This window comes from Paenibacillus sp. PL2-23, assembly GCF_040834005.1.
Classification (GTDB): domain Bacteria; phylum Bacillota; class Bacilli; order Paenibacillales; family Paenibacillaceae; genus Pristimantibacillus.
The window spans coordinates 4,178,789-4,204,448 of sequence record NZ_CP162129.1 but is presented as its reverse complement, the minus strand read 5'-3'; the positions used below and the strand labels follow the sequence as shown (position 1 = coordinate 4,204,448).

Annotated in this window: 23 protein-coding genes; 16 read left to right on the top strand and 7 right to left on the bottom strand. The window is 55.6% G+C overall.

Features of this window, described 5'->3' with window-relative positions:
* Positions 1 to 65: 65 nt before the first annotated feature.
* On the top strand, positions 66 to 716 hold the full coding sequence (locus tag AB1S56_RS18465; protein ID WP_340868488.1) for a response regulator transcription factor: 651 nt from the start codon (positions 66 to 68) through the stop codon (positions 714 to 716).
* Between the two features lie 15 nt (positions 717 to 731).
* Here AB1S56_RS18465 and mobB read toward each other — a convergent pair whose 3' ends face one another.
* Positions 732 to 1,253, bottom strand: coding sequence for a molybdopterin-guanine dinucleotide biosynthesis protein B (gene mobB / locus AB1S56_RS18460; protein WP_340868487.1), 522 nt, complete (start codon positions 1,251 to 1,253; stop codon positions 732 to 734).
* Positions 1,254 to 1,411: 158 nt separating this feature from the next.
* On the opposite strand from mobB, the gene glp reads away from it, so the two are divergent.
* Positions 1,412 to 2,824: a gephyrin-like molybdotransferase Glp gene (glp, locus tag AB1S56_RS18455; RefSeq protein WP_340868485.1), complete on the top strand. Its 1,413-nt coding sequence runs from the start codon at positions 1,412 to 1,414 to the stop codon at positions 2,822 to 2,824.
* Here the strand turns inward: glp and AB1S56_RS18450 are convergent.
* The gene (locus tag AB1S56_RS18450) at positions 2,805 to 3,500 is read right to left on the bottom strand and encodes a hypothetical protein (RefSeq protein WP_340868484.1); all 696 of its coding nucleotides are present in this window, start codon (positions 3,498 to 3,500) and stop codon (positions 2,805 to 2,807) included. The two genes, glp and AB1S56_RS18450, sit on opposite strands and share 20 nt — an antisense overlap.
* A 261-nt stretch (positions 3,501 to 3,761) precedes the next feature.
* On the opposite strand from AB1S56_RS18450, the gene AB1S56_RS18445 reads away from it, so the two are divergent.
* The 12 genes from AB1S56_RS18445 to tatC all read left to right on the top strand — a co-directional run bounded on the left by AB1S56_RS18445 (position 3,762) and on the right by tatC (position 19,553).
* On the top strand, positions 3,762 to 4,598 hold the full coding sequence (locus AB1S56_RS18445; RefSeq protein WP_340868483.1) for a hypothetical protein: 837 nt from the start codon (positions 3,762 to 3,764) through the stop codon (positions 4,596 to 4,598).
* Positions 4,599 to 4,754: 156 nt separating this feature from the next.
* On the top strand, positions 4,755 to 6,311 hold the full coding sequence (gene zwf, locus AB1S56_RS18440) for a glucose-6-phosphate dehydrogenase (protein WP_340868482.1): 1,557 nt from the start codon (positions 4,755 to 4,757) through the stop codon (positions 6,309 to 6,311).
* Between the two features lie 40 nt (positions 6,312 to 6,351).
* The gene (locus AB1S56_RS18435; RefSeq protein ID WP_340868481.1) at positions 6,352 to 7,932 is read left to right on the top strand and encodes a peptide chain release factor 3; all 1,581 of its coding nucleotides are present in this window, start codon (positions 6,352 to 6,354) and stop codon (positions 7,930 to 7,932) included.
* 230 nt (positions 7,933 to 8,162) lie between these two features.
* Positions 8,163 to 10,100 carry an FAD-dependent oxidoreductase gene (locus AB1S56_RS18430; RefSeq protein WP_340868480.1) on the top strand — a complete coding sequence of 646 codons (1,938 nt, stop codon included), beginning with the start codon at positions 8,163 to 8,165 and terminating at the stop codon, positions 10,098 to 10,100.
* Positions 10,101 to 10,252: 152 nt separating this feature from the next.
* Positions 10,253 to 12,361, top strand: coding sequence for a serine hydrolase (locus AB1S56_RS18425; protein ID WP_340868478.1), 2,109 nt, complete (start codon positions 10,253 to 10,255; stop codon positions 12,359 to 12,361).
* A 204-nt stretch (positions 12,362 to 12,565) separates the two neighbouring features.
* Complete coding sequence (locus AB1S56_RS18420; protein WP_340868536.1) at positions 12,566 to 13,588, top strand: LacI family DNA-binding transcriptional regulator; 1,023 nt, start codon at positions 12,566 to 12,568, stop codon at positions 13,586 to 13,588.
* Positions 13,589 to 13,607: 19 nt separating this feature from the next.
* On the top strand, positions 13,608 to 14,768 hold the full coding sequence (locus AB1S56_RS18415; protein WP_340868477.1) for a Gfo/Idh/MocA family oxidoreductase: 1,161 nt from the start codon (positions 13,608 to 13,610) through the stop codon (positions 14,766 to 14,768).
* A 22-nt stretch (positions 14,769 to 14,790) separates the two neighbouring features.
* The gene (locus AB1S56_RS18410) at positions 14,791 to 15,519 is read left to right on the top strand and encodes a ThuA domain-containing protein (RefSeq protein WP_340868476.1); all 729 of its coding nucleotides are present in this window, start codon (positions 14,791 to 14,793) and stop codon (positions 15,517 to 15,519) included.
* A 51-nt stretch (positions 15,520 to 15,570) separates the two neighbouring features.
* Positions 15,571 to 16,671, top strand: coding sequence for a Gfo/Idh/MocA family oxidoreductase (locus tag AB1S56_RS18405; RefSeq protein ID WP_340868474.1), 1,101 nt, complete (start codon positions 15,571 to 15,573; stop codon positions 16,669 to 16,671).
* Between the two features lie 216 nt (positions 16,672 to 16,887).
* Positions 16,888 to 18,513 carry an alkaline phosphatase PhoX gene (locus tag AB1S56_RS18400; RefSeq protein WP_340868535.1) on the top strand — a complete coding sequence of 542 codons (1,626 nt, stop codon included), beginning with the start codon at positions 16,888 to 16,890 and terminating at the stop codon, positions 18,511 to 18,513.
* Between the two features lie 79 nt (positions 18,514 to 18,592).
* Positions 18,593 to 18,811 (top strand): twin-arginine translocase TatA/TatE family subunit, encoded by a 219-nt coding sequence (tatA, locus tag AB1S56_RS18395; protein ID WP_340868473.1) that lies wholly within the window; start codon positions 18,593 to 18,595, stop codon positions 18,809 to 18,811.
* A 1-nt stretch (position 18,812) separates the two neighbouring features.
* Complete coding sequence (gene tatC / locus AB1S56_RS18390) at positions 18,813 to 19,553, top strand: twin-arginine translocase subunit TatC (protein WP_340868472.1); 741 nt, start codon at positions 18,813 to 18,815, stop codon at positions 19,551 to 19,553.
* Between the two features lie 62 nt (positions 19,554 to 19,615).
* On the opposite strand, the gene AB1S56_RS18385 is transcribed toward tatC, so the two are convergent.
* From AB1S56_RS18385 to AB1S56_RS18375, 3 genes are read right to left on the bottom strand one after another with little or no spacing between them, the layout of a single operon-like run.
* Complete coding sequence (locus AB1S56_RS18385; protein WP_340868471.1) at positions 19,616 to 20,503, bottom strand: glycine betaine ABC transporter substrate-binding protein; 888 nt, start codon at positions 20,501 to 20,503, stop codon at positions 19,616 to 19,618.
* Positions 20,504 to 20,545: 42 nt separating this feature from the next.
* Complete coding sequence (locus tag AB1S56_RS18380; protein WP_340868470.1) at positions 20,546 to 21,385, bottom strand: proline/glycine betaine ABC transporter permease; 840 nt, start codon at positions 21,383 to 21,385, stop codon at positions 20,546 to 20,548.
* Positions 21,372 to 22,583, bottom strand: a complete 1,212-nt coding sequence (locus AB1S56_RS18375; protein WP_340868469.1) for a glycine betaine/L-proline ABC transporter ATP-binding protein — start codon at positions 22,581 to 22,583, stop codon at positions 21,372 to 21,374. The genes AB1S56_RS18380 and AB1S56_RS18375 overlap by 14 nt, the downstream gene beginning before the upstream one ends.
* A 253-nt stretch (positions 22,584 to 22,836) precedes the next feature.
* Here AB1S56_RS18375 and AB1S56_RS18370 point away from each other — a divergent pair, with 253 nt between their 5' ends.
* Positions 22,837 to 23,394: a GbsR/MarR family transcriptional regulator gene (locus tag AB1S56_RS18370; RefSeq protein WP_340868533.1), complete on the top strand. Its 558-nt coding sequence runs from the start codon at positions 22,837 to 22,839 to the stop codon at positions 23,392 to 23,394.
* A gap of 50 nt (positions 23,395 to 23,444) precedes the next feature.
* Here the strand turns inward: AB1S56_RS18370 and sspI are convergent, their stop codons facing one another.
* Positions 23,445 to 23,687, bottom strand: a complete 243-nt coding sequence (gene sspI / locus AB1S56_RS18365; RefSeq protein ID WP_340868467.1) for a small acid-soluble spore protein SspI — start codon at positions 23,685 to 23,687, stop codon at positions 23,445 to 23,447.
* Between the two features lie 152 nt (positions 23,688 to 23,839).
* Here sspI and AB1S56_RS18360 point away from each other — a divergent pair, with 152 nt between their 5' ends.
* Positions 23,840 to 24,625, top strand: coding sequence for an RNA methyltransferase (locus AB1S56_RS18360; RefSeq protein WP_340868466.1), 786 nt, complete (start codon positions 23,840 to 23,842; stop codon positions 24,623 to 24,625).
* 86 nt (positions 24,626 to 24,711) lie between these two features.
* Here the strand turns inward: AB1S56_RS18360 and AB1S56_RS18355 are convergent, their stop codons facing one another.
* On the bottom strand, positions 24,712 to 25,581 hold the full coding sequence (locus AB1S56_RS18355; protein ID WP_340868465.1) for an AraC family transcriptional regulator: 870 nt from the start codon (positions 25,579 to 25,581) through the stop codon (positions 24,712 to 24,714).
* Positions 25,582 to 25,660: the final 79 nt, after the last annotated feature.

Below are 25,660 nucleotides of genomic sequence, written 5' to 3'. Positions count from 1 at the left end.
CTCATCTCTAAAGGCCTCGATAGAGGGTGTCTCATTATATAGAAAATGGAAAGTAGGCGTAAAGAGTGGACAATTCGATTAAAGTGCTGCTGGTGGACGATCACGAAATGGTAAGAATCGGTCTTGCCGCCGTGCTCGATACCGAGGAGGGCATCGAGGTGGTTGGGGAAGCCAGTAATGGAGCCGACGGCATCCGCCTTGCTCAATCCTATAAGCCGGACGTCGTGCTGATGGATCTGGTCATGGACGGCATGGACGGCGTGGAGACGACTGCCAAGCTGCTGGAGACGCACCCTGACTGCAAGGTCATTGTGCTGACGAGCTTCATCGACGACAGCAAAATATATCCCGTCATTGAAGCGGGAGCCTTCAGCTATTTGCTCAAGACATCCCGCGCCAGCGAAATCGCGGAGGCGATACGGGCGGCTTCGCGCGGCCAGTCCGTGCTGGAGTCGCAGGTTGCGGCCAAGATGATGAACCGCTTCCGAGCGCCGAAGCAGCAGGAGCAGACCCGGCTCCATGATGATCTGACGGAGCGGGAGATGGATGTGCTGAAGCGTGTCGCCCAAGGCAAATCCAATCAGGAAATTGCCGATGAGCTCTATATCGGCGTGAAGACGGTAAAGTTCCATGTGACTAATATTTTCAACAAGCTTCATGTGGAGGACCGTACGCAAGCAGCCATCTACGCGCATCGCCAAGGGATCGCAGAATAGTGACAGCCTCGTCTCTTAACGGGCGTCTGCCATGCCGCGAAGCAGGCGAAATACGGCATCATAATCATCAAAAGGATATACGGGAAGCTGGGAGGGCAAGCGCTTCATGCTGCTGGAGTCCTCCAGCAGCGCTGGCCAGCAAATTAGAGCCAAGGGATGGGCAGCCGTCTCCAGCAGACTAAGCTGGCTGGCCTCTCTGGCGCAAACGAGCTTGGGGTAAGGGGCAGTCTTGAAGCCCTCGACTAGTATCACATCGACGCTGTCAGCCATCGCGTCGATAAGCGCGTCGAGCGGCTGCGGCTTATGTATGAGCATCGCAGTGCGGCTTGCGGAGGTGATGGCAGTCATGTCAGCTCCGGCCGCTTGATGCTGCCAGGTGTCTGTACCGGGCGTATCCATTTGAAACTCATGGGCATCATGCTTAATGGTTCCCACTCCATAACCAGCTTGCTTGAACAGCTCCGTCATCCGGCAAACCCATGTGGTTTTGCCGGTGTTTTTGTATCCAACAAATTGAACGATAAGCTTCGCGCGCATAAGGGAGCCTCCTGGGGAAAATCTAAGATATTGTAAGCTAGTGTAGCACAATAGCTTCTTCCCTTGTATGCTTCCTAAATGAAAAATGCCTTCGTCGACCAGTGCGGCTGTGATACAATGAGTCACAATATGGCAGTTAGCGGGTGAGGAGAAGGATTGTGGATTACAGTTCGGGTTCGGGGGAGTATAAGAAGGACGGACGCTGGAAGCGGCGCGTCCTGCCAGTGGCTGAAGCGCAGCGGCGCGTCCTGCTGCTTGCCGCTGCCAGAAGGACCGCAAGCGAGCTGACGCCGCTTGCGGCATGCGGCGGCCGCCGCCTCGCGGAGTCGCTGCGCGCCACGAGCGACTGGCCGCCCTTCGCGCGCGCGGGGCTCGACGGCTACGCCGTGCGCGCGGCGGATACGGCGCTGGCGTCGCCGCAGGCCCCGGCGACGCTGCGCGTCGTGGATTCGGTCGCGGCGGGCGGGCTCGCCAGCGCGACCATCACGCCGGGCACGGCCGCGCGCATTATGACCGGCGCGGCCGTGCCCGAGGGGGCCGACGCGGTCGTGATGCTGGAGCAGACCGCGGAGGCCGCGGCCGGGGGCGAGCCGGCGGCGCGGATGGTGCGGATCGCAGCCGCCGCGAGCCCCGGCCAGCATGTGGCGCCCCGAGGCGAGGAATTCCGCCTGGGGAGCCCTATTGTGGAGGCCGGCGAGCTCCTTGCGCCGGGCCATGTTGCGCTGCTCGGCACGTTCGGCTATGCCGCCGTGCCGGTGTACAAGCGCCCGCGCGTGGCGATATTCGCGACGGGGAGCGAGCTGCTGCCCGTCGAGGCGCCGCTTGTGCCGGGGCGGATTCGCGACAGCAACAGCGCGATGGTGGACGCGCTTGTCCGCGAGTGCGGAGCGGAGCCGCTGATGTGCGGGACGCTGCCCGACGACCCGGTTGCCTTGCGCGCGGCGCTCGCGGAAGCGTCGGAGAGGGCGGAGCTGATCGTGACGACGGGAGGCGTGTCCGTTGGCGATTACGACGCGATGGCGGAGCTGCTGCGGGAGCTTGAGGCTTGGGAGGAAGCGGGCAGTTCTTACAGCGCTGATGAAGGATTGGAAGAGGTACATACGGATTCAACTGGAGTAGCCGAAGCGTCAGGGCGAGGGGGACAAGGGTCCATGCTGCTGTTCAACCGCGTCTCTATGCGTCCAGGCAGTCCTACGTCCGCCGCTTTGCTGAACGGTAGGCTTGTCCTGGCCCTGTCAGGCAATCCCGGCGCTTGCTTCGTCGGCTTCGAGCTGTTCGCGGGACCCGCGCTTCGCGCTATGCAGGGAGCGGCTTCGCCTGATCTCCCTTCCATTAAGGCGGTGCTTGGGGAGGACTACAGCAAGGGCAGCCCTCATACACGTTATGTGCGAGCCAAGCTGCGATTTGGAGAGGATGGCCGCGTCTACGCGGATGCCGCCAGATTCGGCAAATCCAGCATGATGGCTTCTCTTGCGGAATCCGACGGATTTGCCGTTATACCGTCTGGCTCGCGGGGAGCGGCGGCTGGCGAGCTGGTGCAGGTGCTGCTGCTCAAACGGTTTTATTCATAATTAGTCCTCTTGGAGGAAGGGGGTGGTACGCCTGCGCCGCGCCGTAATACAGCACATAGGGATACATATGAATGAACGGCTGGCGGAGCAGCTGCATGGGCGTATACTGCTCGGCGTATGATAACGCTCGCTTCAAATCCATCAGCAGGCCTTCCGAGCCCAGCAGCACCCTGCGCAGCGTGTTCACCTCTTCCATATTCGGGTTCTGCGGCAATATGGCGGGGTCCCATACCAGCCTGCGGCCAACCTCCTGGCCTCCTCGCTTGATCCCAAGCAGCTCCATGGCAGGATGCCTCATCGCAAGCGTCATGGCCTCCCATATTTCCGGACGCAGCAGCTGCTCGCGGCTCTGATAAGCGCTCTCCCATCTATTCATCGCATCGACCAGTGTATGAACGCTGTTCTCAAGCTGCTCCTTGCTGGCGACTCCATTATGTCGGCCTAGCTTCTCCAGCAGCTCTCCAAGCAGCTTCTGTCCTTGCCCGGCTTCACGCAGCCATGAATATACCCCCTGAGATGCAGCTTCCTCCTTCTTCTTCCTATTTCCTTGCGTCCCAGCGATTGGCGTCTGCTCGAACGCGGTCAGCGGATAAGCGGCATAGCGGTTGACAGGATGTGTTCTGGCGTATGCCTCCGTTCGCTCGATGCCGCGGATTGAGCGTGAATATGCAATCATCCTCTTCGCCCCCCTTTAAATGTAAAGAATAGCCGATTCGCCGCAAAAAGACTGGCGAAACCTGCTGCAAACCTTGGCGATTCCACTCGAATTTCCACAAATGCCATGCTATATCGTCGGCAAGCAGGATTCTGCATGACGGCAGCGTAAGTTCTATTAAGTTCTATAAGGTTATTTACCCGCATCCATCGTATTGCAATCAGACTATTCCAATTGGCGGGCGGACTTGTATGAGCCGAAATCCGAGGGAGGGGAAATCCATTGTATATGCCGGGGAACAAAGGCTTGCTGGGGATGGACAGGACGGAGCGGAAGGGGAGCAGACGGCGCAGGCAGCCGCTCTTCAGCATAGGGGGCGCGCTCGTCTTGCTGCTGCTGCTTATCATAGCTGCGCTGGTGATGAACGAGCGGCAGGGAGAGGGGGCGCCGAGCGGCTTGTCGCATGATCTGGGCAAGCTATGGGAGTGGACGGATGCCGCGATGCTGGGAGGAGCGGCGGAGTCGGACTGGCACTTGAGATGGCGGCTGGAGACGGAGGATGAAGACGCGTTCGACGAATTGGCCGCTGGGCTGTTCAGGGATGGGCAGGGAGGCGAGCTTGCCAAAATCGTCACGAATGACGGAAGCTCCATTCAGGGGCAGTCCCCGGTATATGGCGGGGCGACCCTGTCCATTCATCGGGCGGAGGTATCTGTGCAAGGCGTCGTTCTGCTTGTCGGCCTTGATCGAAAGGGCGGCGGAGGGCTGACGCTCAGTGAGCTGGACCGCTGGGCAACCGCCATATCCGAGAAGGTGGCTGCCGTGTCGCCAACCGTGGTACCCAGTATCAAAACGCATGGCTATACGGCTGACAGGGATGTGCTGCAGCAGCTCAAGCGGCTGGCACAGGCCAAGGAGATTGACCGCTATGAGGATGGCGGTACGAGCAGCGTCACGATGAAGAGCTCCACGCTGCGGCTGACGCAGGCGATGGGACCGGGACAGGGGCATGACGCGAACATGCAGCTTGCCTTGCACGCCAACACGGAGCGGGAGGAGGCTGAGCTCACCATCGGCATTCCGCTGCTGACAGGAGAATTCGGCTCCCTGTTTGAATAGGCTCCGCAACCGGGCGCAGGGGCATGAAATCAGCAGAAGTTGCAGCATTAATCAGTATTTTTTATGAGGCGCTGAATGGCTTATTAACAATGAATATGCTACACTACATAACATGTAAATGGTGAAAAAATTCCAGAGAAAGAATGAGTGAGGCGTATGACTTACAATAACCCAATTGAATCCATTTCGCCGGAAGGCGCCGTCTATTATTTGTTCGGAGCGACAGGCGACCTTGCCCGCCGCAAGCTGTTCCCGGCATTATTCAGTTTATATAAAGAAGGCAAGCTGTCCGAGAGCTTTGCCGTCGTGGGCCTTGCCCGCCGCCCTCGGACTAACGAGCAATTCCGCGCGGATCTGTATGAGTCCATTAACGAGTTCTGCCGCTACAAGCCCAGCGACGCGGATCTGTGGAATCGATTCGCCCAGCACTTCGAATATATGTCGCTGGATATTAATGACGTGAATGGGTTCCGCGAATTGAACAAGCTGTCCTCGGAGCTGGACAAGAGGTTCCATATTCCCGGCAACCGGTTGTTCTACCTAGCGCTTGCTCCATCCCTGTTCGGTCCGGTATCGTTCAACCTGAGGGACGGCGGGATGCTGGAGTCGGAGGGCTGGCACCGCCTTGTTATTGAGAAGCCGTTCGGCTACGATCTGCCATCGGCACAGCAGCTAAACCAGCAGCTGAACCAGGTGTTCAAGGAAGAGGAAATTTTCCGAATCGACCATTATCTCGGCAAGGAAATGGTGCAGAATATCCAGGTGATTCGCTTCGCGAACGCCTTCTTCGAGCCGTTGTGGAACAATAACCATATCGCCAATGTGCAGATTACGCTGTCGGAGACGGTAGGCGTGGAGGAGCGCGGCGGCTATTACGACAAATCCGGCGCGCTGCGCGACATGGGACAGAACCATATGCTTCAGATGCTCACGATGATTGCGATGGAGCCGCCAAGCCGTCTGCATGGCGAGGATATTCGCGACGAGAAGGTGAAGGTGCTCCGTTCGCTGCGAGGATATGCTTCCAGCGAGGACGTTCGCAGGAACGTCGTACGAGGCCAATATACGGCCGGCTCCCTGGGGAGCAAGGAGCTTCCGGGGTATCGTCAGGAGGATTCCGTTGATTCGGAATCGGTAACGGAGACTTATTTTGCCGCTAAGGTGTTTGTGGACAACTTCCGCTGGGCCGGAGTGCCATTCTATATTCGGACAGGCAAGCGGCTGCCCGTGAAGACGACAGAGGTCGTCGTGGAATTCAAGGCGATGCCGCAGAACGTCCTGTTCGCCCAGAAGCATGATCTGGCGCCGAACCTGCTCGTTATTCGCGTCAATCCCATGGAAGGCATCTATATCAAGATCAACGCCAAGAAGCCGGGAGCGGACAATGCGGTGCAGCCGGTATCCATGGAGTTCTGCCAAAGCTGCCAGATCGGCATCAATACGCCGGAGGCGTATGAGCGCCTGATCCACGATGCGGCACGGGGCGACTCCACGTATTTCACCCGCTGGGATGAGGTGTCCCACGCTTGGGAGTTCGTGGATCGCATCGCCCAGGCATGGCGCGAGGATAAGAGCGATCTGGCGTTCTATCCGGCTGGCTCTTGGGGACCGGAGGAAGCGGGGAGATTGCTCCATGAAGAGGGCTTCCATTGGTGGCCGGTGAACGGCCAAGAGGAAGATAACGTAATATGGATTACGAATAGTGGAAAATAAGATTTCTATGTGAAATGTGTGAAATGAAGGGAAGGCCTACATGAGTTTAAGCGAAGAAATTAAACAAGAAGTGGATAAGCGACGCACGTTCGCAATTATTTCCCATCCCGATGCCGGTAAAACCACATTGACCGAGAAGCTCCTCCTGTTCGGGGGCGCTATTCGGGAAGCCGGCTCCGTCAAGGCGCGCAAGGCAAGCCGCCACGCGACCTCGGACTGGATGGAGATTGAGAAGCAGCGGGGCATCTCCGTCACTTCCTCCGTTATGCAGTTTGATTATGCAGGGCATCGCGTCAACATTCTGGATACACCGGGTCACCAGGACTTCTCCGAGGATACGTATCGCACGCTGACCGCCGCAGACAGCGCGGTCATGCTTATCGACGTCGCGAAGGGCGTCGAGGCGCAGACAATCAAGCTGTTCCAGGTGTGCCGCAAGCGCGGCATTCCCATCTTCACCTTCATCAACAAGCTGGACCGTGAAGGCAAAAGCCCATTCGAGCTGATGGAGGAGCTGGAGCAGGTGCTTGGCATCCGCTCCGTTCCTATGAACTGGCCGATCGGCATGGGCCGCGAGCTGTGCGGCGTGTACGACCGGATGAAGAATCAAGTGGAGCTGTTCCAGGGCAACGATCATTCTACTATTGAGGTTCGCAAGGTGGACGATTACAACGACGGCATCATCCGCGAGATGGCGGGTGACTTCTTGACGGATCAGCTTATATCGGAGCTGGAGCTGCTGGACGTGGCAGGCGATCCGTTCGACTACGACAAGGTGCGCGCGGGCGAGCTGACGCCGATCTTCTTCGGCAGCGCCGTCAACAACTTCGGCGTGCAGACGTTTCTGGAGAACTTCCTTCAGCTGGCGCCCAAGCCGACGTCGCGCAACAGCACTACAGGTCCGATAGATCCTACCAGCGAGAAATTCAGCGGCTATGTGTTCAAAATTCAGGCCAACATGAATCCGGCGCATCGGGATCGCATCGCGTTTCTACGCATTTGCTCCGGCCGGTTCGAGCGCGGGATGGCCGTTAAGCATGTGCGCAACAAAAAGGAAATCAAGCTGTCTCAGCCGCAGCAATTTCTCGCGCAGGACCGGGATATCGTCCAAATGGCTTATCCAGGCGACATTATTGGCCTGTTCGATCCCGGCATCTTCCGCATCGGCGATTCCCTGTCGCAGGGGGCAGAGGTCGAATTCGACGAGCTGCCGACGTTCTCGCCGGAAATTTTCTCCAAGGTAACGGTGAAAAACGCATTAAAGCACAAGCAGTATCAGAAAGGTCTGGATCAGCTCACGGAGGAGGGCACGATTCAGGTGTTCTATTCCACTGGCAGCTTCGATGAGACGATTCTCGGCGTTGTCGGCCATCTGCAATTCGAGGTGTTCGAGCATCGGATGAAGGCCGAATATGGCGTCGACATTCAGCTCCATCGGATGTCGTTCCAATTCGCCCGCTGGATTGTGGATGACAAGATTGATCCATCCAAGTTCCGCATCAACTCCACGCTTGTGAAGGACAAGAAGGACAATTATGTCGCCTTGTTCGAGAACGAATATGCGATGCGTACGGCAATGGAAAAAAATCCAACCTCCAAGTTTCTGGAGACGGCTCCTTAATGGCTTAACGATAACGATTTCGCTCACGACAGCCTCCAGCGGCAGCATTGATGCCGCTGGAGGTTTTTTTTCTGACCACGCGTATATATTTTACGATTGGCAAAAACTTTTTTGAGGAAAATAGCAACTTCATAACGAAATTAGTCGTTTCTTTTGGTAGACTAGTAGAGGCATTGATTCATTGCTTGGCTAGAGAATGGGTTACGAAAAGGAGCGCATGGAAGAGGCTTATGAAAAATTGGACTTGGAAGCTGTTTGTTCCGACGGGGATTATCGTCATTGCGCTTATCGCGCTGGCTATCGTGTATGTGCAGGGGAGAATAGGTCAACCCGCGGGCGGCAATCCGCTCCCTGCGCCTGCCACTATAACGGAGGTGACTCAGATTGAGGCGCCGAAGGAGAAGTATGACGTTATCGTTGTGGGCACCGATCCCGAGGGTGTGATGGCGGCTGTGTCCGCCTCCCGCAATGGCCTGAAGACGCTGCTCGTGGACAGCAGAGATCGTGAGATATTGGGCGGCTTGTTTACGATTGGCTGGCTGAACAGTCTGGATATGAATTGGACGCCGGACAGCAAGAGCTATTACAACAAAGGACTGTTCCAGGAATGGTTCGAGGAGATTGAAGGCGATTCCTTCGATATCACGACGGCCGCCAACGCCTTCCACCGAATGGTGGAGGCAGAGGAGAACCTGGAGGTTAGACTGGGCCTCGACCGTATTGATCCCCTTGTAGAGCAAGGGGCGGACGGCACGATTGTGGTTCAAGGCGCCAAGCTGTCGATGGGCGACGGCACAACGGCAGAAGTAGCTGCCAGCGCTGTCATTGACGCGACGCAGGACGCTGACTTCGGGGCAGCGGCGGGAGCGGGCTTTACATTCGGCCGCGAGGACATCGGAGATCACGAGACGCTGATGGCTGTCACACCGGTCTATAAGCTGACGGGAGTAACGCCGGAGGTATGGCAGGCTATAGCTGACGCACTGAATAAGGACGATGATTCAGGCACGGGCGCCAATGCGCACAGCGCCTGGGGCTACAAAAAAATGTGGCAATACGTCGCAACCAATCCGGAGCGCATCCGTACTAGAGGACCGAACCTGGGAAGGCTGAACGACGAATCCATGCTTGTGAATGCCGTTCAAATCTTCGGCGTCGATCCCTTCGATCAGGCTTCGGTCGAAGAAGCGTACGACATTGCCCGTAAGGAAATTCCGCTTATGCTCGACTTTATGAAGGAGCATTATCCGGAGATGGAGCCTGTTGAGCTCGGGGAGCTTGCGACAGAGCTGTATGTCCGCGAGACACGCCATCTGATCGGAGAATACCGCTTGTCGGTTGTCGACCTGCTGGAGCAGACGCCGCATTATGACGATATCGCATACGGCTCCTACCCTGTCGACATTCAGAGCACATCTCCATCCAATACAGGCGCTGTGCTGATGGATCCCGTGAAATACGGCGTGCCGTTCCGCGCACTGGTGCCGCAATCCGTCGACGGCCTGCTCGTTGTGGGACGCGCGGCCAGCTTCGACACGCTGCCTCACGGCAGCGCGCGCGTTGTGCCGCTCGGCATGGCGACGGGACAGGCGGCTGGCGCAGCGGTTAAGCTTGCGCTGGATGAGCAGGTGACCTTCCGCGAGCTCGGCGCATCGGAGGAGCTTGTGAAGAGGCTGCAGGAGCTGCTGACGGAGCAGGGAATGGATCTGAACCCGCCGGCAACTGAGCCGTACGCGTTCATGAGCCATCCGCAATATGAAGGAATGAAGGCCGCAGCAAGCATGGCTATTGCGCAGGGCGGCTACAGCAATGATTTTGGCCTGGATCTGGATTCCAACCCTCAGCGTCTGGTGCAGAATATGGCTGGCGTGGCGAAGGTGCATAAGGCGGCCATCCCTTACTCCGCGGCCAAAGCGACTGAAGGCATGAACGAGGATGAGGCGAAGACGATGCCGCTGACGCTTGCCCAAGCGGCGTATACCGTTGCTCTCGCGTTGTACGGAGAGGATGAGGCGAAGCCGGAGGATGCGCTTGCTAGGCTGAAGTCGGAAGGCATGTGGACGGAGGCCTCCCTGGGGACGATTAAGAATGAGCAGAAGCTGACGAATGGCGACGTCTATATGCTGATCAAGGATACTGTCGCGAAGGCGGCCGGCAAGACGTATTAAACTCTTAAACGAAACGAAGAAGCAGTGGAAGCAGCGATCGATTGATCGAGCTTCCATATGCTTCTTTTTTTGCATGATTATTGAAACGCTCCTTTCTCTGAATACGTAATAGGTAGGGTCACAAAAAATAAGAGGAATTGGAGTGAAACCGTTTGAAATCGTTATTTGTTCGATTGCAAGGGGCAAGATGGAGCAAGACCATAACTGCTGCCGTATTAGCGCTCAGTCTGCTTTCCCCGGCGTTCCACGCCTCAGCTGCGACAACTGCCGACGCGGCGAAGGGCAAGGCGTTGGATGCCGCCAGCGCTTCGGCCTTCCTGGACAGCTTTTTCACAGCGGAAGAAGTCAAGCCTCAGTATGTGGGCGCTTCTGTGGTTGTTGTAAAGGACGGCAGGGTGCTGGCGCAAAAGGGCTACGGCTATGCGGACCTGGAGAAGAAGCTTGCCGTTGATCCCTCCTCTACTGTATTCCGAATCGCTTCCATATCCAAGACCTTCGCGGCTGCCGCTATCATGCAGCTGGCGGAGCAAGGGAAGCTCCGCTTGCAGGATGATATTACCCCCTACATAGGAGAGGTGAGCTTCCACAATCCGTTCGATCAGCCCGTAACGATCGAGCATCTGCTGACGCATACCACTGGCTTCGACATTCGGGATCCCAAGCCGGAGGACCTGGGCACGGATTTGACGAAGGTTGTAGGCATTGAGGAATACGTCAAGGCCAATATGCCGCCTGTTGTGCGCGAGCCGGGCAGTGTCTATATGTATGACAACTTCGCCTCCATGCTGCTTGGCCTCATTGTTCAGAATGTAAGCGGACAGTCTTACGAGACTTATATGGAGGAGCATGTATTTGCGCCGCTTGGCATGAACAACAGCGACTTCTTGCTGACAGGAAGACTGAAGTCCCAATTGGCCCAGGAATATACGGCTGACAATCAGAGAATGGAGCGTTACGCTGTGACGCCGACCATCATGCCGCAAGGCGGTATGCTGAGCACGGCTGAGGATATCGGGAAATTTATGATCGCGTTCCTGAATGGCGGCAATTCGGGGTCAAGCCGTATTTTGTCCCAGCAATCCGTCGACTCCATGGAGGTATACAGATCCAGCATTCACCCTCTGATGCCGAACACTACGTATGGCTTCGAAGCGCCGAATCAGATGCCGGGCGCGGGTGCGAGCGACAAAATTATAACCAAAGGCGGCAATCTTCCAGGCACCAGCTCTTATCTGTTTCTTATTCCCGAGCAGAACACCGGCGTGTTCCTGACATCCAACAAACCAGGTGTAATCCACAACGGCTTCTATGCCCAATTTATCTCAACCTTCTTCCCGCAATACGCGGCGCCAGCCGAGCTGAAGCCTTTCAAGCCGCAGCTTGAGAAGGAGCTTACGAAATTTGCGGGTGTCTACTCCGATCTCCGTCTCGACCTGCTCGTATCGCTGCTGGGAACGCAAGGCGAAGGCGATCTGGTCATCTCGGATTCCTTCATCGGACAACGAGCCTTGACGCAAGTAGACGACAACCTGTTTGTCGACAGTCTTACGGGCCAATTCACCGGCTTCAAGCTGGATGAAGAGGGCAAAGTGCTCTATATGAAGGAGCCTTACCTGAATCCATTGAGTTATTCCATGAAGGGCGTGGAGGCGGAGGGCTTCGCAGACGTTCCGGAGCAGCATCCTTATGCGCCTTATATTTATTCGCTGCAATCGTTAGGACTTCTGGATAATGACGCGTCAGCCTTCTTCAAGCCGGATCAGGCGGTAACGAGAGGCGAATATGTAGCGAACCTGCTGAAGCTGCTTAACTTGACGGGAATTGACGCGGAGCAGCAACCAGCCTTCGCAGATTTGAAGGGCCACCCCGCTGCTTCTTATATTCAGCTGGCGCATATGCTCGGTATGGTGAAGGGCAACGGCAAAGGCAGCTTCCACCCCGATAAGCCGATCACTCGCCAGGAAGCGGCCGTTATGATCTATCGACTCCTTGCCGCTCAATATCCGGCGGAAGCGTACAAGGACATCGTGCTGGCCGGCGAGACGGATGTGTGGGCCGTCCAGGCTGTACAGATGATGATCGCGCTGCAGCTGATCGGACCGGAGGTGCAGCCCAAGGGGGATGGATCCGTGGACTACCGTTCCAAGGCGCTGCTGACCCGTGCTGAAGAAGCGGCTATTCACTTCACCAGCTTGACTACGCCTACGGACATCATCTATGCTTCGCTCGCTCAGGGCTCGGCTCAGGATGAGGCGGCTTAAGCCGTTTGATTAAAAAGTAACCAGGGAGCTCCAGTGCTTATGCGCTGGGGCTTCTGCCATTAACGAGCGGAGCGGCGAGATGTGAATAGGCAAAGAACAATTTGTGCATTGACTCTAAAACGGTTTCATGCCATAATGTACGCGTGTACATTATTTAGAGATCCTTTCATTATGGCTTATCAGCTTGAATAGGAGGCCACCGTTATTAGCAGGAAAGAGGTTGCAAGACTGGCCGGCGTGTCGGAGGCAACCGTGTCTCGCGTATTCAACAACGTTGGTCCTATGAAGGAGGAGACGCGGGATCGCGTGCTGCAAGCAGCCGAGCAGGTGGGTTATGTGCCGAACGCGCTGGCGCAGCAGCTTGCCCGCAAGAGGAGCGGGAACATTGGGGTTATTCTGCCCTTCGTGCCGAAGGTTCATTTGTTCTCGACCTACTATTTCTCCGAAATTCTAAGCGGGATCGGGGAAGCCGCCAATCAGGCCGGCTACAATCTCTTGCTCATCTTCCGCGAGCCAAGCGACGCCAAGGATTACGCGATGCTGTTCCGCACGCAGAGAATCGACGCATGTATTGTGCTTGGCGCTAGAGATGTGCCGGAGGAGAGGGCGGCGCTGGAGCAGCTGCAGGCGGAAGGCTACCCGTTCTGCCTGGTGAATCAGCGCTTCGACGGAACGCCCTTCTTAACGGTTGACGCCGATCATGCGGAAGGAAGCCGGCAAGCGGTCCTGCATCTGATCGCCGGCGGCCGGCAGCGTATTGCGTTCTTGAACGGTCCGCCTGAATTCTCCAGCAGCCGTGATCGGTTGGCTGGCTATGAGGCGGCGCTGCGTGAGAGCGGCTATACGCTTCGAGAGGAGCTTGTGTTCGTCGGCAATTACAGTCGGAAGAGCGGCTATGAGCAAGCGACTGCAATCGCTTCTGGCATTGAGAGAGGCGAGGTGGATGCGGTGTTCGCGGCTAATGACCGAATGGCGATCGGCCTCATGCAGGGCTTAAGGGAGCGGGGCATCGAGCCCGGCGAACGTTATGCGCTGGTCGGGTACGATAATTCTGACGGCTCGCGAATAACAAGTCCGGCGCTCTCGACGGTAGAGGTCCCATTCTACGAGATGGGCAAGCTGGCTGCAGAGAAGCTCTTGAACGAAGAGGGCAGACTGGCGGTTGAGCGGCCCGAGCAGAGCTTGCTTCCCATACGTCTCCTGCCGAGGGAGACATCCACATTCTAATTGAGAGGCGGTAAGAGACATGAAAAAAATCAATGTCGGCATGGTTGGCTATAAATTTATGGGGAAGGCGCACAGCAATGCTTACCGGGCGCTTCCCATGTTCTTCCCTGAGGCCGTAAAGCCGGAGATGAAGGTTATCTGCGGGCGCGATCCCGTAGGGCTGGAGCAAGCTCGGGCCCAGTTCGGGTGGGAAAGCTCTGTAACAGATTGGCGCGAGCTCGTGCAGCGCGAGGACGTCGACGTTGTCGACATTAATGCGCCGAGCGATGCCCACAAGGAGATTGCGATCGCCGCAGCCCGCGCGGGCAAGCATCTATTCTGCGAGAAGCCGCTCGCGCTGACGCTTGAGGATTCCCGCGAGATGCTGGAGGAAGCCGAGAAGGCGGGAGTCAAGCATATGGTTGGCTTCAACTACCGGTTTGCGCCGGCGGTTCAGCTGGCGAAGAAGCTGATAGCGGAGGGCAGAATCGGCGAGATCCATCACTTCCGCGGCGTATTCCTGCAGGATTGGATTCTGGATCCCTCCTTCCCGCTCGTCTGGCGCCTGCAGAAGGAAATCGCGGGCTCCGGCTCGCACGGCGACCTTGGCGCGCATGTCATTGACATGGCTCGATTCCTGGTGGGCGAATTCCACGAGGTCATCGGCATGAGTGAAACGTTTGTCAAGCGTCGTCCGGTGGCTTCTGCCATGACAGGACTTAGCGCGAAGGGCGGCGCCAGCGAGGAGATGGGCGACGTAACCGTCGACGATGCGACGGCTTTCCTGGCGCGCTTCGAGAATGGAGCGATGGGCACGATCGAGGCGACGCGGTTCGCGGCGGGCCATCGCTGCACGAACGGCTTTGAGATTAACGGCAGCAAGGGCAGCATCAAGTTCGACTTTGAGCGGATGAATGAGCTTCAGGTTTATTTTGCCGATGATGCTGAGGATGTGCAGGGCTTCCGCCGCGTGCTGGCTACGGACGCTTCGCATGCTTATATGGACGCCTGGTGGCCGGCTGGACATACGATCGGCTATGAGCATACGTTCACGCATGAGGTGCTGGAGCTGATGCGGGCGTTCCAGGAGGACCGCCAGCCGGTGCCTAACTTCGTGGACGGCGTGAAGTGCCAGGAGGTGCTGGAAGCTGTAGATCGCTCCATTGAGGAGCGGAGATGGGTCGCAATAAGCGAGTTGTAAATTATAGAGGGGTGTGATGGGTATGAAAAAAGCATTAATCGTATGGGGCGGCTGGCTCGGCCACCAGCCGGAGGAGGTAGCAGGTATCTTCCGCGGTCAGCTGGAGGCGGCTGGCTTCGAGGTAGAGGTGTCGGACACGCTTGAAGCATTCGCTGACGAGGAGAAGCTGAGAGCGCTGGATCTGATCATCCCGCTATGGACAATGGGCAAGATTGAGCAGCGCTTGGTGAATAACGTATCGGCAGCCGTTCAGAGCGGTGTTGGCTTATTCGGCAGCCATGGCGGCATGTGTGACGCATTCCGTGAAAATGTGGACTGGCAGTTCATGACGGGCAGCCAGTGGGTAGCCCATCCTGGCAATGACGGCGTTAACTATACCGTGAACATCAGCAATACCTCCAGCCCGCTGACGGAAGGCATCCAGGATTTCGACGTAAGCACGGAGCAATATTATCTGCATGTCGATCCAGCGGTTGAGGTGCTGGCGACGACTCGCTTCCCGGTTGCGCCTGGACCACATTCCGCCAATAAGCCGGTTGACATGCCCGTTATCTATACCAAGCGATGGGGACTGGGGCGGGTCTATTACACGTCGCTGGGCCATCAAGCGAACGTGATGGATATTCCGGTTGTCAAGGAGCTTTCGCTTCGCGGCTTCCTCTGGTGCGCGGAAGGCAAAGCAATTGCCGCTGCCAAAGCGAGCGCAGGCAGTGAGGCTGCATATACAGGCATGCAGGACAATCAGTTGTAAATTTGTACGTATTTTTTAGCGGTATTCATTAGCGAGGAGAGTTGGCGGAACGTGGACAAAATTAAAGCGGGTATTATCGGGACGGGCAATATTAGCGGTATTTATTTCGATAACGGCAGCAAATTCGACGCGATGCAGGTTGTGGCATGCGCCGATCTCGATGTAGAACGGGCAAAGGCGCGCGGCGAGCAATATGGCGTGAAGGGCTGCTCGGTCGACGAGTTGCTGGCTGATCCGGACATTGACATGATTATTAACCTGACGATTCCGCAAGCGCATGCGTCGGTGAACCTGCGCGCGCTGGAGGCCGGGAAGCACGTGTATGTCGAGAAGCCGTTTGCGGTGACTCGCGAGGAAGCGCAGGAGGTGCTGGCGCTGGCGGCCCAGAAAGGGCTCTATGTAGGCAGCGCCCCGGATACGTTCCTGGGCGGCGGCATTCAGACGTGTATCAAGCTGATTGAGGACGGCTGGATCGGCACGCCAATTGGCGCGACGTCATTCATGCTGGGCGGCGGACATGAGAGCTGGCATCCGGCGCCGGAATTTTATTATCAAGTGGGCGGCGGACCGATGTTCGACATGGGACCTTATTACTTGACTGCGCTTGTGGCGATGCTGGGGCCGATGACTCGCGTGACGGGCTCTGCGCGAATCTCCTACCCTGAGCGCACCATTACAAGCCAGCCGAAGGCCGGCCAGAAGATCCAGGTTGAAGTTCCGACGCACATCGCAGGGGTGATGGACTTTGCTTCCGGCGTCATCGGCACCATTCTGACAAGCTTCGATGCGAAGGGCGGCACTGTGCTGCCGCGCATTGAGGTGTATGGCAGCCACGGCACGCTGCAAGTGCCGGATCCCAACACCTTCGGCGGAGAAATTCGTGTATGCCGTGCTGGACAGAAGGAATGGTCGACGATTCCGTTTACCCACGGCTATACGGAGAATGCGAGGGGCGTTGGTGCGGCAGATATGGCGAAGGCGATTCAGACGGGGCGTAAGCACCGGGCGAACGGCGAGCTCGCCTACCATGTGCTGGAGGCGATGCACGGCATCCATGACGCGTCCGAGGGGGGCGTCCATTACATCATGAAGAGCACTTGCGAGCGTCCGGCTCCATTGCCGCTGGGGCTCCGCCCGTTCTGCCTGGACTAGCAGTGAAGGATAACAATACTTGAGTAGAAGACCTCTTTTCGGGATATATCCCTAAAGGAGGTCTTTTTTTGCATAATTATCACAAATTATTCAATTGATAATAGCTCTCGCCTTCACAAATTTTCCATTTGAGGATAACAGAGAATTAACATTAACTCCTTATGCTTGTCCTTGTAGAGCAAATTCGATCGAGGAGTGAAAAAGTTGAATAAATCGATGGATCGTAAAACGTTTTTATCCTATTTGGGTACAGGAGCTGCTGCCTTGGCTACGGCTTCGGCAGGTCTTGGTGCACTGACCGGTAAAGCTTCCGCTGCATCGGGGACGGCTGATCATTTATTCGGCTTCGGCACAAACCGGGTCAGCGGCTATTTCGAGCCGATTGAGCCTACCAAAGCAGACAAGCTGGTATTGCCCAAAAACTTTAAATACGACGTTATTGCGGCATTCGACGATGTGATTAACCAAGCAGGAGAGAAATTCGGCTCAGGCTGCGATTACAACGCATATTTCCCAATCAAGGGATCTAACACACGGGGACTTCTTGTCAATAATCACGAATACAGCACCATTTTCTCCATTGGTCCTGTGAAGGATGACAAGATGACGGAGGATCAGCTCCACAAGAACCTGTACTACCAAGGTATGTCTGTCATTGAGGTGTACAGAGATGAGGATGGCGTATGGAAGATGGACACGACTTCTCCATATGCACGCCGCATCAACGGCTATACCAAATTCGAAGTGACAGGTCCTGCTAAAGGCGGTTCTGCGCTTGGCGGCGCCACAACGGTGCAGGGCACGTTCGCGAACTGCTCGGGCGGCGTGACGCTGTGGAACACGGTTCTATCCTGTGAAGAAAACTTCGCGCATACGGCAGCCGCTTCCAAGCTTCCGGACACGCATTACGGCTGGGTCATCGAGGTAGATCCGTTCGACAAATCGTATTTGAAGAAGCATACGGCGCTGGGCCGCTTCAATCACGAGAATACGGCGATGGGACTTGCCAAAGACGGCCGCGTTGTGGTCTATATGGGTGACGACAAGAAGGACGCATGCGTCTACAAGTTCATCAGCAATGGCAAATACGACAAGCTGAAGGGCCGCGGCAACTCCGCGCTGCTTGAGGACGGTACGCTATATGTGGCCAATCTGAAGACTGGCAAATGGATCCCGGTTACGCTGGAGGAAGTGTCGAAGGCGATTAAGGACAAGCCTGAGCTGCAGAAGAAATTCAAAACGCAGGGCGACGTCGTCACTTATTGCCAGGAAGCAGCTATACTCATTGGCGGAACGCCGACCGACCGTCCGGAGGATATCGAAATCTCGCCGTTCGACAATACGGTGTTCATCTGCCATACGAACAATGACAGCCATGGCAACATTCACGGCCATATTACACGCTTCTTCGAATTGAAAGACGATTTGGGCGCGCTTGAATTCGATTTCGAAATTTTTGCAGCAGGCGGCCGTCAATCGGGCTTCAGCTCTCCGGATAACCTAGCGTTCGACTCGAACGGACATCTGTGGGTCGTTACGGACATTTCGACCAGCAGCCAAAATAAAGGCGTTCACAAATCGTTTATGAACAATGGTCTATTCGTTATCCCGACAAGCGGACCGGATAAGGCTATTGCCCTGCAGTTCGCCTCTGGACCGGTGGACAGCGAGCTGACGGGACCGTACTTCACGCCGGACGAGGGAACGCTGTTCCTCTCGGTTCAGCATCCGGGCGAGACGACGACAGACCTGAGCAAGCCAACGAGCAGATGGCCGCACCGTCCAGGCGACAGCAAGGCGCGCTGCGCAGTCGTAGCCATCAGCGGCTTTAAATTGGGTTAATTGATTCACAACGGAACATTTCAAGCAGCCGGGAACCTCGTGTTCGCGGCTGCCAACCTATTATGAAGGAGTGTTAGCAATGCCATTCGGCAATATCGGAATCGGTGGTTTAGTGCTTATTCTCATTATCGCGCTTATTATATTCGGACCTTCCAAGCTGCCCGAGCTGGGGCGCGCTTTCGGCAGAACGCTTAGTGAATTCAAGGGGGCTACTCGCGGTCTCGTGAACGGCGAAGACGAAAGCAAGCAAGGAGAAGAAGAAACGGCAACAAAAACGGCAACTGCGGCTGGAAAGTAAGATGAAAAATCCGAATGATCAAAACTTAATCGGCCATCTGGAGGAAATGCGGACAAGGCTGATTCGAACGCTGATCTCCTTTCTGGTAGCCATGGCGGCGGCGTTCCTGTACGTGGAAGAGATTTACGCGTGGCTGGTGAGGGACATGGAGCAGAAGCTGGTGCTGCTGGGCCCTTCAGACGTCATCTGGGTCTATATGATGATCGCTGGAGTGGTGGCCATCGCCATTTCGCTTCCCGTAGCTGCGTACCAGATTTGGAAGTTTGTTACCCCCGCTCTGCCGATCGCTACGAAGCGGGCTACGCTGCTGTTCATTCCCGGCATCAGCGTCTTGTTTGCAGCCGGCATCTGCTTTGGTTACTTCATCCTATTCCCGATGGTGCTGCATTTCATGAATCAGATGGCGTCGGGTTCCTTTGAAACGATGTATACGGCGCAAAAATATTTTACATTTATGATTCATATGACTGTACCGTTTGGCCTGCTGTTCGAAATGCCGGCAATCGTAATGTTCTTGACGAAGCTGGGGGTGCTTAATCCAAATCGTCTGGCCAAGGCGCGCAAGCTTGCTTATTTTCTGCTTGTTATCATCGCCGTTACGATTACGCCGCCAGATATTTTGTCCGACATTATCGTCATTGTACCCTTGTTCCTCTTATATGAAATCAGCATTACGATATCCAAATTTGTGTACCGTCATCAGCTTCGGGAGAAGCAGGAATTGTACTCCAGCACGACATAAATACGGGATATCCGCCCATAAAAAAACAAACGGCACAGGACTTTATCCCGTGCCGTTTCGATTTAAGATTTCAGCCAAGCGTCGACCTTGTCGGCATTCGCTTCCACCCATGCCTTGGCAGCGTCCTCAGGTTCGGCGCCCTCGACGATTTCAATCATAACGGCAGCCATGTCGTCCGGCGTCCAGTTGAATGTGTCAAGGAAGGCATAAGCTTCAGGCTGCGCCTCCTTCAGTCCCGTGCGGACAATCGTATGAATCTCCTCGTCTTCACCGTAGATCCCCTTAGGATCCTCTAGATATTTCAGATCCATCTTCGCGAATTTCCAGTGCGGCGTCCAGCCCGTTACGATAATGGGTTCCTGATTGTCATAAGCCTTCTGCAGCGCTTGCGCCATTGCGGCGGAGGAGCTCTCCAGCAGTGTCCAGTTGTCCTTCAGTCCGTACTCTTCAAAGACGGTTTCTGTCTTCATCATAAGACCGGCGCCCGGCTCGATACCGGTTATGGTGTGCTTCAAGCTTTCGCCCACGTCGCCAGCCAGGTCTTCAATACTGTTAATCGACATATAAGACGGAACAACTAGACCAAGCTTTGTACCGATCAGGTTCGGACCCAGATCCTCCAGCTTGCCTTCATTTTCTGTCAAATAAGTCTCATGTGTCGTCGGCAGCCAAGCGGCAACCATGGCATCCGCGCTTCCGTCGGCGATGCCGGCCCACATTGGACCCGCGTCAACCTGAAGCATCTCCACCGTATAACCCAGCTTCGTCTCCAGCACTTCCTTCACGACATGTGTGCTTGCAATTTCGGAGTCCCATGCGACATAAGCAAGCTTAATTTCCTTTTTGGCGTCGGACTTATTGTTCTCTTCGTTGCTGCTGTTGTTCGACGCGCAGCCCGCGAGCAGGGTTAGAATCATAATGGCAGATAGATACAAACTAAACTTCTTCATGGTACTTGTCACTCTCCTAAATAGAATAGTTATGATAAATAGTTATGATTGCGTTTTGGAGCGTTTGGTAATCTGCTGAGTCAAACGATCCAAAATGATAGCGAGGATCACGATGGCAAGGCCAGCCTCGAAGCCTGTGCCCGTCTTCACTTGAGTCACGGCTCGATAGACGGTAGCGCCTACGCCCTGCGCGCCAACCATCGATGCGATAACGACCATCGACAGGGAAAGCATAATCGTCTGGTTCACTCCTGCCATAATGGTAGGCATAGCGATCGGCAGCTGCAGCTTGAACAGCTTCTGCCCCGGCGTAGAGCCGAAGGCGTCCGCCGCTTCGACCAGCTCGGCCGGTACTTGACGGATACCCAGATTGGTCAGGCGAATCGTCGGCGGTATGGCAAAAATAATGGACGATATGACGCCTGGCACAACGCCAAGACTGAAAAAGGATATTGCCGGCAGCAGATAGACGAAGGCCGGCATCGTCTGCATGAAGTCGAGCACCGGAGTGATCACATTGCGCAGACGGTTGTGGCGCGCGCACAGGATGCCCAGCGGTATGCCGATAATAATGGAGATCAGAGCTGCCGTCAGAACGAGCGCCAGGGTCTGCATCGTCTTGTCCCATAGCTCAAGATTATCGATCAGCAGCAAGCCGGCAGCAGTGAACACGCCCATCTTCCATTTGCCGATCAGCCATGCGATTGCGGAGAACAGAAGGATGACCGCCAGGGGCGGCAGCAGCTCCAGCACGAAGTGGATGCCGTTAACGGTGCCGCCTATCAATAGACTGATGAAATCGAACAACGGCGCGAAATTGTCGGTCAGCCAGTCCTCGCCAGCTTCAATCCATTCTGCGAGCGGTATTTTAGGCAGATTCAATGGTGTCACCTCCTAATGGGGGACCCGAGTTGCCGGCCAGCGCGGCAAGTACAGCGCCTTTGATGACGACGCCCTTCAGCCGTCCGTTCTCGTCCGTCACGGCAAGCGGAAGGCGAGAGCTGCTCATTAATTCGAACAATTCGTGCAGCATGGCCTCCGGCATGGTTGTCGGCACCTCGCGCTGCATAATGTCCTCCAGCTTGCTGCCGTCCTTCACGGCGACCGACGCGTCTTCCGCCGATACAAGCCCAAGCAGCTTCATCGCCTTATCAACTACGTACAGGCTTGATACGCCTCGTTCTCTCATGAACTGAAGCGCGACGCGCGGACCCTTGTCCAGCGTAATGGTCTCCGCCTTGTCCATCGCATGAGCGGCCGTCAAAACCTTGGACAGATCGACGTCCTCGACGAACCGTTCTACGTACTTGTTGGCTGGCTGCATGAGGATTTCCTCCGGCGAGCCGCTCTGCACAATGCTGCCATCCTTCATGAGCGCAATCTGGTCGCCAATGCGCAGCGCCTCGTCAAGATCGTGTGTGATGAAGACGATCGTCTTCTTCATCTTCGTCTGCAGCTCCAGCAGCTCATCCTGCATATCCTTGCGAATGAGCGGGTCCAAGGCGCTGAACGCTTCGTCCATCAGCAGAATATCGGGATCATTGGCCAGTCCGCGCGCCAATCCGACACGCTGCTGCATCCCGCCGCTCAGCTGGTCAGGGTAGCTGTTCTCCCAGCCCTTGAGCCCAACGAGCTCCAGCGACTGCATCGCCATCTCGCGACGCTTCTTCTTGTCCACGCCCTGCACCTCCAGCCCGTATTCCACATTCTGAATAACGGTGCGGTGCGGGAACAGAGCGAACTTCTGGAATACCATGCCAATGTTGCGGCGACGGAACTGTCTGAGCTCCTCCTGCGACATCTTCATGACATCCTGTCCGCTGAACAGGAGCTGCCCGGCGGTTGGCTCAATCAGCCGGTTAAGCAGTCTGACAAGCGTAGATTTGCCGCTGCCCGACAGACCCATAATGACGAAGATTTGTCCTTCCTCGATGGTGAAGCTGGCTTGATTGACGCCTACCGTCAGCTTCGTTTCGGTGTGAATCTTTTCTTTGGACCACCCCTTATCTAATAAAGGGATCGCCTTTTTCGGATCATGGCCGAATATTTTTGTTAGTTTTTTCGCCTCTATAATGGCCATAGGTGTTCCCCCTCTCGTGCCTTCCAGCGCAAAAAATCGACTCACCTAGTGTAAATGGATACCTTTGGAATGGTCAAAGACACTGACAGCTTGTATAGTACGTACAGTTTTAACTTTACGAACTTTATATACTGAATACTCTGGATAGCTCCCTTTTTCATTGGATTTGATTTCTTTACATTTCAGAGTGCGTATGCTTCAATAACGATATTACGTCCGACAGGACTTGGGTTTTGCGGATGGGAGGGACATGATGGACGAGCTGGCAGGATTGACGGAGGAGCAGCGGACGCAGCTTCAGAAGACGAGAAGACGTGTTATTGAATCCATTGGGAAGAACATGGATCTCTATGGGATTACGCTGTCCATAGGACACTTATATGGCAATATGTATTTCAATCAGGAGCCCGTTACGCTGGACGAGATGAGCCAGACGATGGGCATGAGCAAGACTTCGATGAGCACCGGCATGCGGACGCTGCACGACTTGAAGATGATCAACAAGGTGTGGGGGAAGGGCTCTCGGAAGGATCTGTACGAGGTTGTGCCGGACTGGCATCAGAACTTCTCCGATTTCTTCTCCATCAAATGGAGAAAAGCGGTGGAGCAGAATATGAGCGCGCTGGAGCGCAGCCTGCGAGAGATCGAGGTTATGAAAGCGGGAAGTGCAGAGACCGAGGATTTCCTGCGGCTGCTGGATAGCGATCAAGCCAAAATCGAGGATGCTCTGAAGTACTATCGCTGGCTTGACCGTCTGATTGATTCCTTTGAGACAGGCGAGATTTTCACCTTTTTGCCCAAGGAAGAGTAGCTGGGATGGAAGGGATGCCGCAGGCGGAGGCCTGCGGTTTTTTGGCATACTTATGAGGGTGAAGGGTTGGCGATGCTGCCTTCCTCCTGATGTAGATGGCGGTAGAGCGAGTCCACCATATAAAGCTGCTCATTCTGGCCGGCTTCCTTCCAGATCATCTCGAACAGAACGCCGAGTCCAGGCAATGCCCGCTCGTCGCTGTCGATGGAATCGGCGATGACATCCTTCAGTTCTTCCTTCGAACTGCCCTCTACCCGTTGAATAATCGCTTGTCTAAGATCGATCGTTTGCAATGACGGTCCCTCCTGCCAAGTCGGAATTTTGCTTCATTACTATGCCCAATAACGCAGACGCTCATCCTCATGGAACAATATGCTATACTGGGTGGAGAAGATGAATAACGGAAGGTCGGTCAGCAAAGCATATGAATATGGAGTTTAACGATTTGTATATAGGTTCTCCGCAGAATGACAAGGTGAAGGGCTGGTCGGCGCTGCTGGAGAAGAAGCATCGGGATCGCGAAGGAAAGTATGTGATCGAGGGCGTTCATCTCATTCTGGAGGCGTTCCAGGCGGAGGCGAGGCTCATTCAGGTCGTGTATGATGCGGAGCGGGGCGTTCCGAACGAGCTGTCGGAGGCCAAGGTACAGAGCCGTCACAAAACGGAATGGATATCCGCCTCCAAGGCAGTGATGGGCAAATGCACGGGTACGGACACGCCGCCGCCGGTGTTCGCAGTCGTCCGCAAGCCGGAGTTGACGGCTGAAGCCTTGCCCTCTGGCGTCCGTCTGGTCGTGGCGCTTGATGGCGTTCGCGATCCAGGCAATCTCGGCACAATTATCCGTTCCGCCGATGCGGCAGGCGCTGATGCGGTTGTGCTGGGCAAGGGCTGCGTCGACCTCTACAATCCCAAGACAGTCCGATCGACGATGGGCTCATTATTCCACTTGCCAATCGTGCAGGCGGACTTGACGGAGCTGCTTCCCAAGGTGAAGGCTGGAGGAGCTAAGGTCGTCGGGACAAGCCTGCAGGCCCATTACAGCTGCTACGACTATGACTGGAAGCAGTCAACGTGGCTTGTGATGGGGGGCGAATCGGAGGGGTTGTCCACGGAGGTTCGCAGCTTGGTCGACGAATCCGTCATCATCCCCATGGCGGGGCGCTCGGAGTCGTTGAACGTTGCGATGGCGACTACGGTGCTGCTGTTCGAGGCGATGCGGCAGCGGCTTTAATAGCATACAAGCTGATGTTAGAAACGCAAGGGCTGGTGATTGCCAGCTCTTGCGTTTTTGATGCAAATAATTAAGTCGCCTCCCCCTCAGGTTGCTGCATGATGAAGCACTCGATATTGTCTCGGCGTGACGCCGGTCAACCGTTTGAAGTTTTGGTAGAAATGCCGCATGCCCTGGAAGCCGCAGCTGATCGCAATGGCTTCAATCGTGTCATCCGACGCAAGAAGCTGCTCCTTGGCGCGGATGAGTTTTTGGGTGTTGACGTATTCTGTTACGTTCATGCCCGTCAGTTCCTTAAATACACGCGAGAAGTGGCCTGGGCTGACGTTAGCTCTGGCCGATATGGAGGCGAGACTGCCGCATTGAACGGGATCGCGATTGATCTCGCGAAGGGCTGCCAGCATCCATAGGGGAGCAATGCCGGTAGCGGCATTGGCGCTGTTACGTGTGGCGGGCAGCCGAAACAGCTGGAGCAGGAGCTGCTGAAGATGCAGGGCTATAGCTTGCTGATAACCGGCTTCTTGCGTTGCCAGCTCGTTGACCATTGCATGAATGGCAGCTTCTATTCTCTCTTTGACATGTTCCGGCAGAGAGATTTTGTATTGTTTTTTCTTCCGGGCCGTATCGAAGCTTTGGAGCGGGTTATAATGATCGCTTGCGTAGCTGCTCTGCAGGAGAGCAGGCGCAAAAAATACAGCCGTGGACACAACAGGCTCGTCAGCGGACGGGAAGGCGCGATGTACAGTATTGCCGGGGATGAGGAACAGATCCCCGGCTTCTTTGTCGTATACGGTATCATGGATAAAAAACGTTCCTCTGCCCTCGTGAATGTACACTAACTCGAACAGGTCGTGCACATGATCGGGCAGCTCGTTGTCCGAATAGCGAACGCCTCGGTACACCACCTCCAATGGAAATGAGGGATCCAGCCGAAACGGCTTGCGAATAGGCGCCATGCCGTATGCCTCCTATGCTAATACTTCCCTTGATATCACAATCGGACATAAAAGGGTTTAAATTTGACATTTCTATTCC

Coding starts and splice junctions, on each gene's coding strand:
- AB1S56_RS18375 (WP_340868469.1), bottom strand. CDS start 22,583: ATGGCCATTATAGAGGCGAAAAAACTAACAAAAATATTCGGCCATGAT.
- tatC (WP_340868472.1), top strand. CDS start 18,813: ATGAAAAATCCGAATGATCAAAACTTAATCGGCCATCTGGAGGAAATG.
- AB1S56_RS18415 (WP_340868477.1), top strand. CDS start 13,608: ATGAAAAAAATCAATGTCGGCATGGTTGGCTATAAATTTATGGGGAAG.
- AB1S56_RS18410 (WP_340868476.1), top strand. CDS start 14,791: ATGAAAAAAGCATTAATCGTATGGGGCGGCTGGCTCGGCCACCAGCCG.
- AB1S56_RS18400 (WP_340868535.1), top strand. CDS start 16,888: ATGGATCGTAAAACGTTTTTATCCTATTTGGGTACAGGAGCTGCTGCC.
- mobB (WP_340868487.1), bottom strand. CDS start 1,253: ATGCGCGCGAAGCTTATCGTTCAATTTGTTGGATACAAAAACACCGGC.
- AB1S56_RS18385 (WP_340868471.1), bottom strand. CDS start 20,503: ATGAAGAAGTTTAGTTTGTATCTATCTGCCATTATGATTCTAACCCTG.
- AB1S56_RS18450 (WP_340868484.1), bottom strand. CDS start 3,500: ATGATTGCATATTCACGCTCAATCCGCGGCATCGAGCGAACGGAGGCA.
- zwf (WP_340868482.1), top strand. CDS start 4,755: ATGACTTACAATAACCCAATTGAATCCATTTCGCCGGAAGGCGCCGTC.
- tatA (WP_340868473.1), top strand. CDS start 18,593: ATGCCATTCGGCAATATCGGAATCGGTGGTTTAGTGCTTATTCTCATT.
- AB1S56_RS18370 (WP_340868533.1), top strand. CDS start 22,837: ATGGACGAGCTGGCAGGATTGACGGAGGAGCAGCGGACGCAGCTTCAG.
- AB1S56_RS18430 (WP_340868480.1), top strand. CDS start 8,163: ATGAAAAATTGGACTTGGAAGCTGTTTGTTCCGACGGGGATTATCGTC.
- AB1S56_RS18435 (WP_340868481.1), top strand. CDS start 6,352: ATGAGTTTAAGCGAAGAAATTAAACAAGAAGTGGATAAGCGACGCACG.
- AB1S56_RS18355 (WP_340868465.1), bottom strand. CDS start 25,581: ATGGCGCCTATTCGCAAGCCGTTTCGGCTGGATCCCTCATTTCCATTG.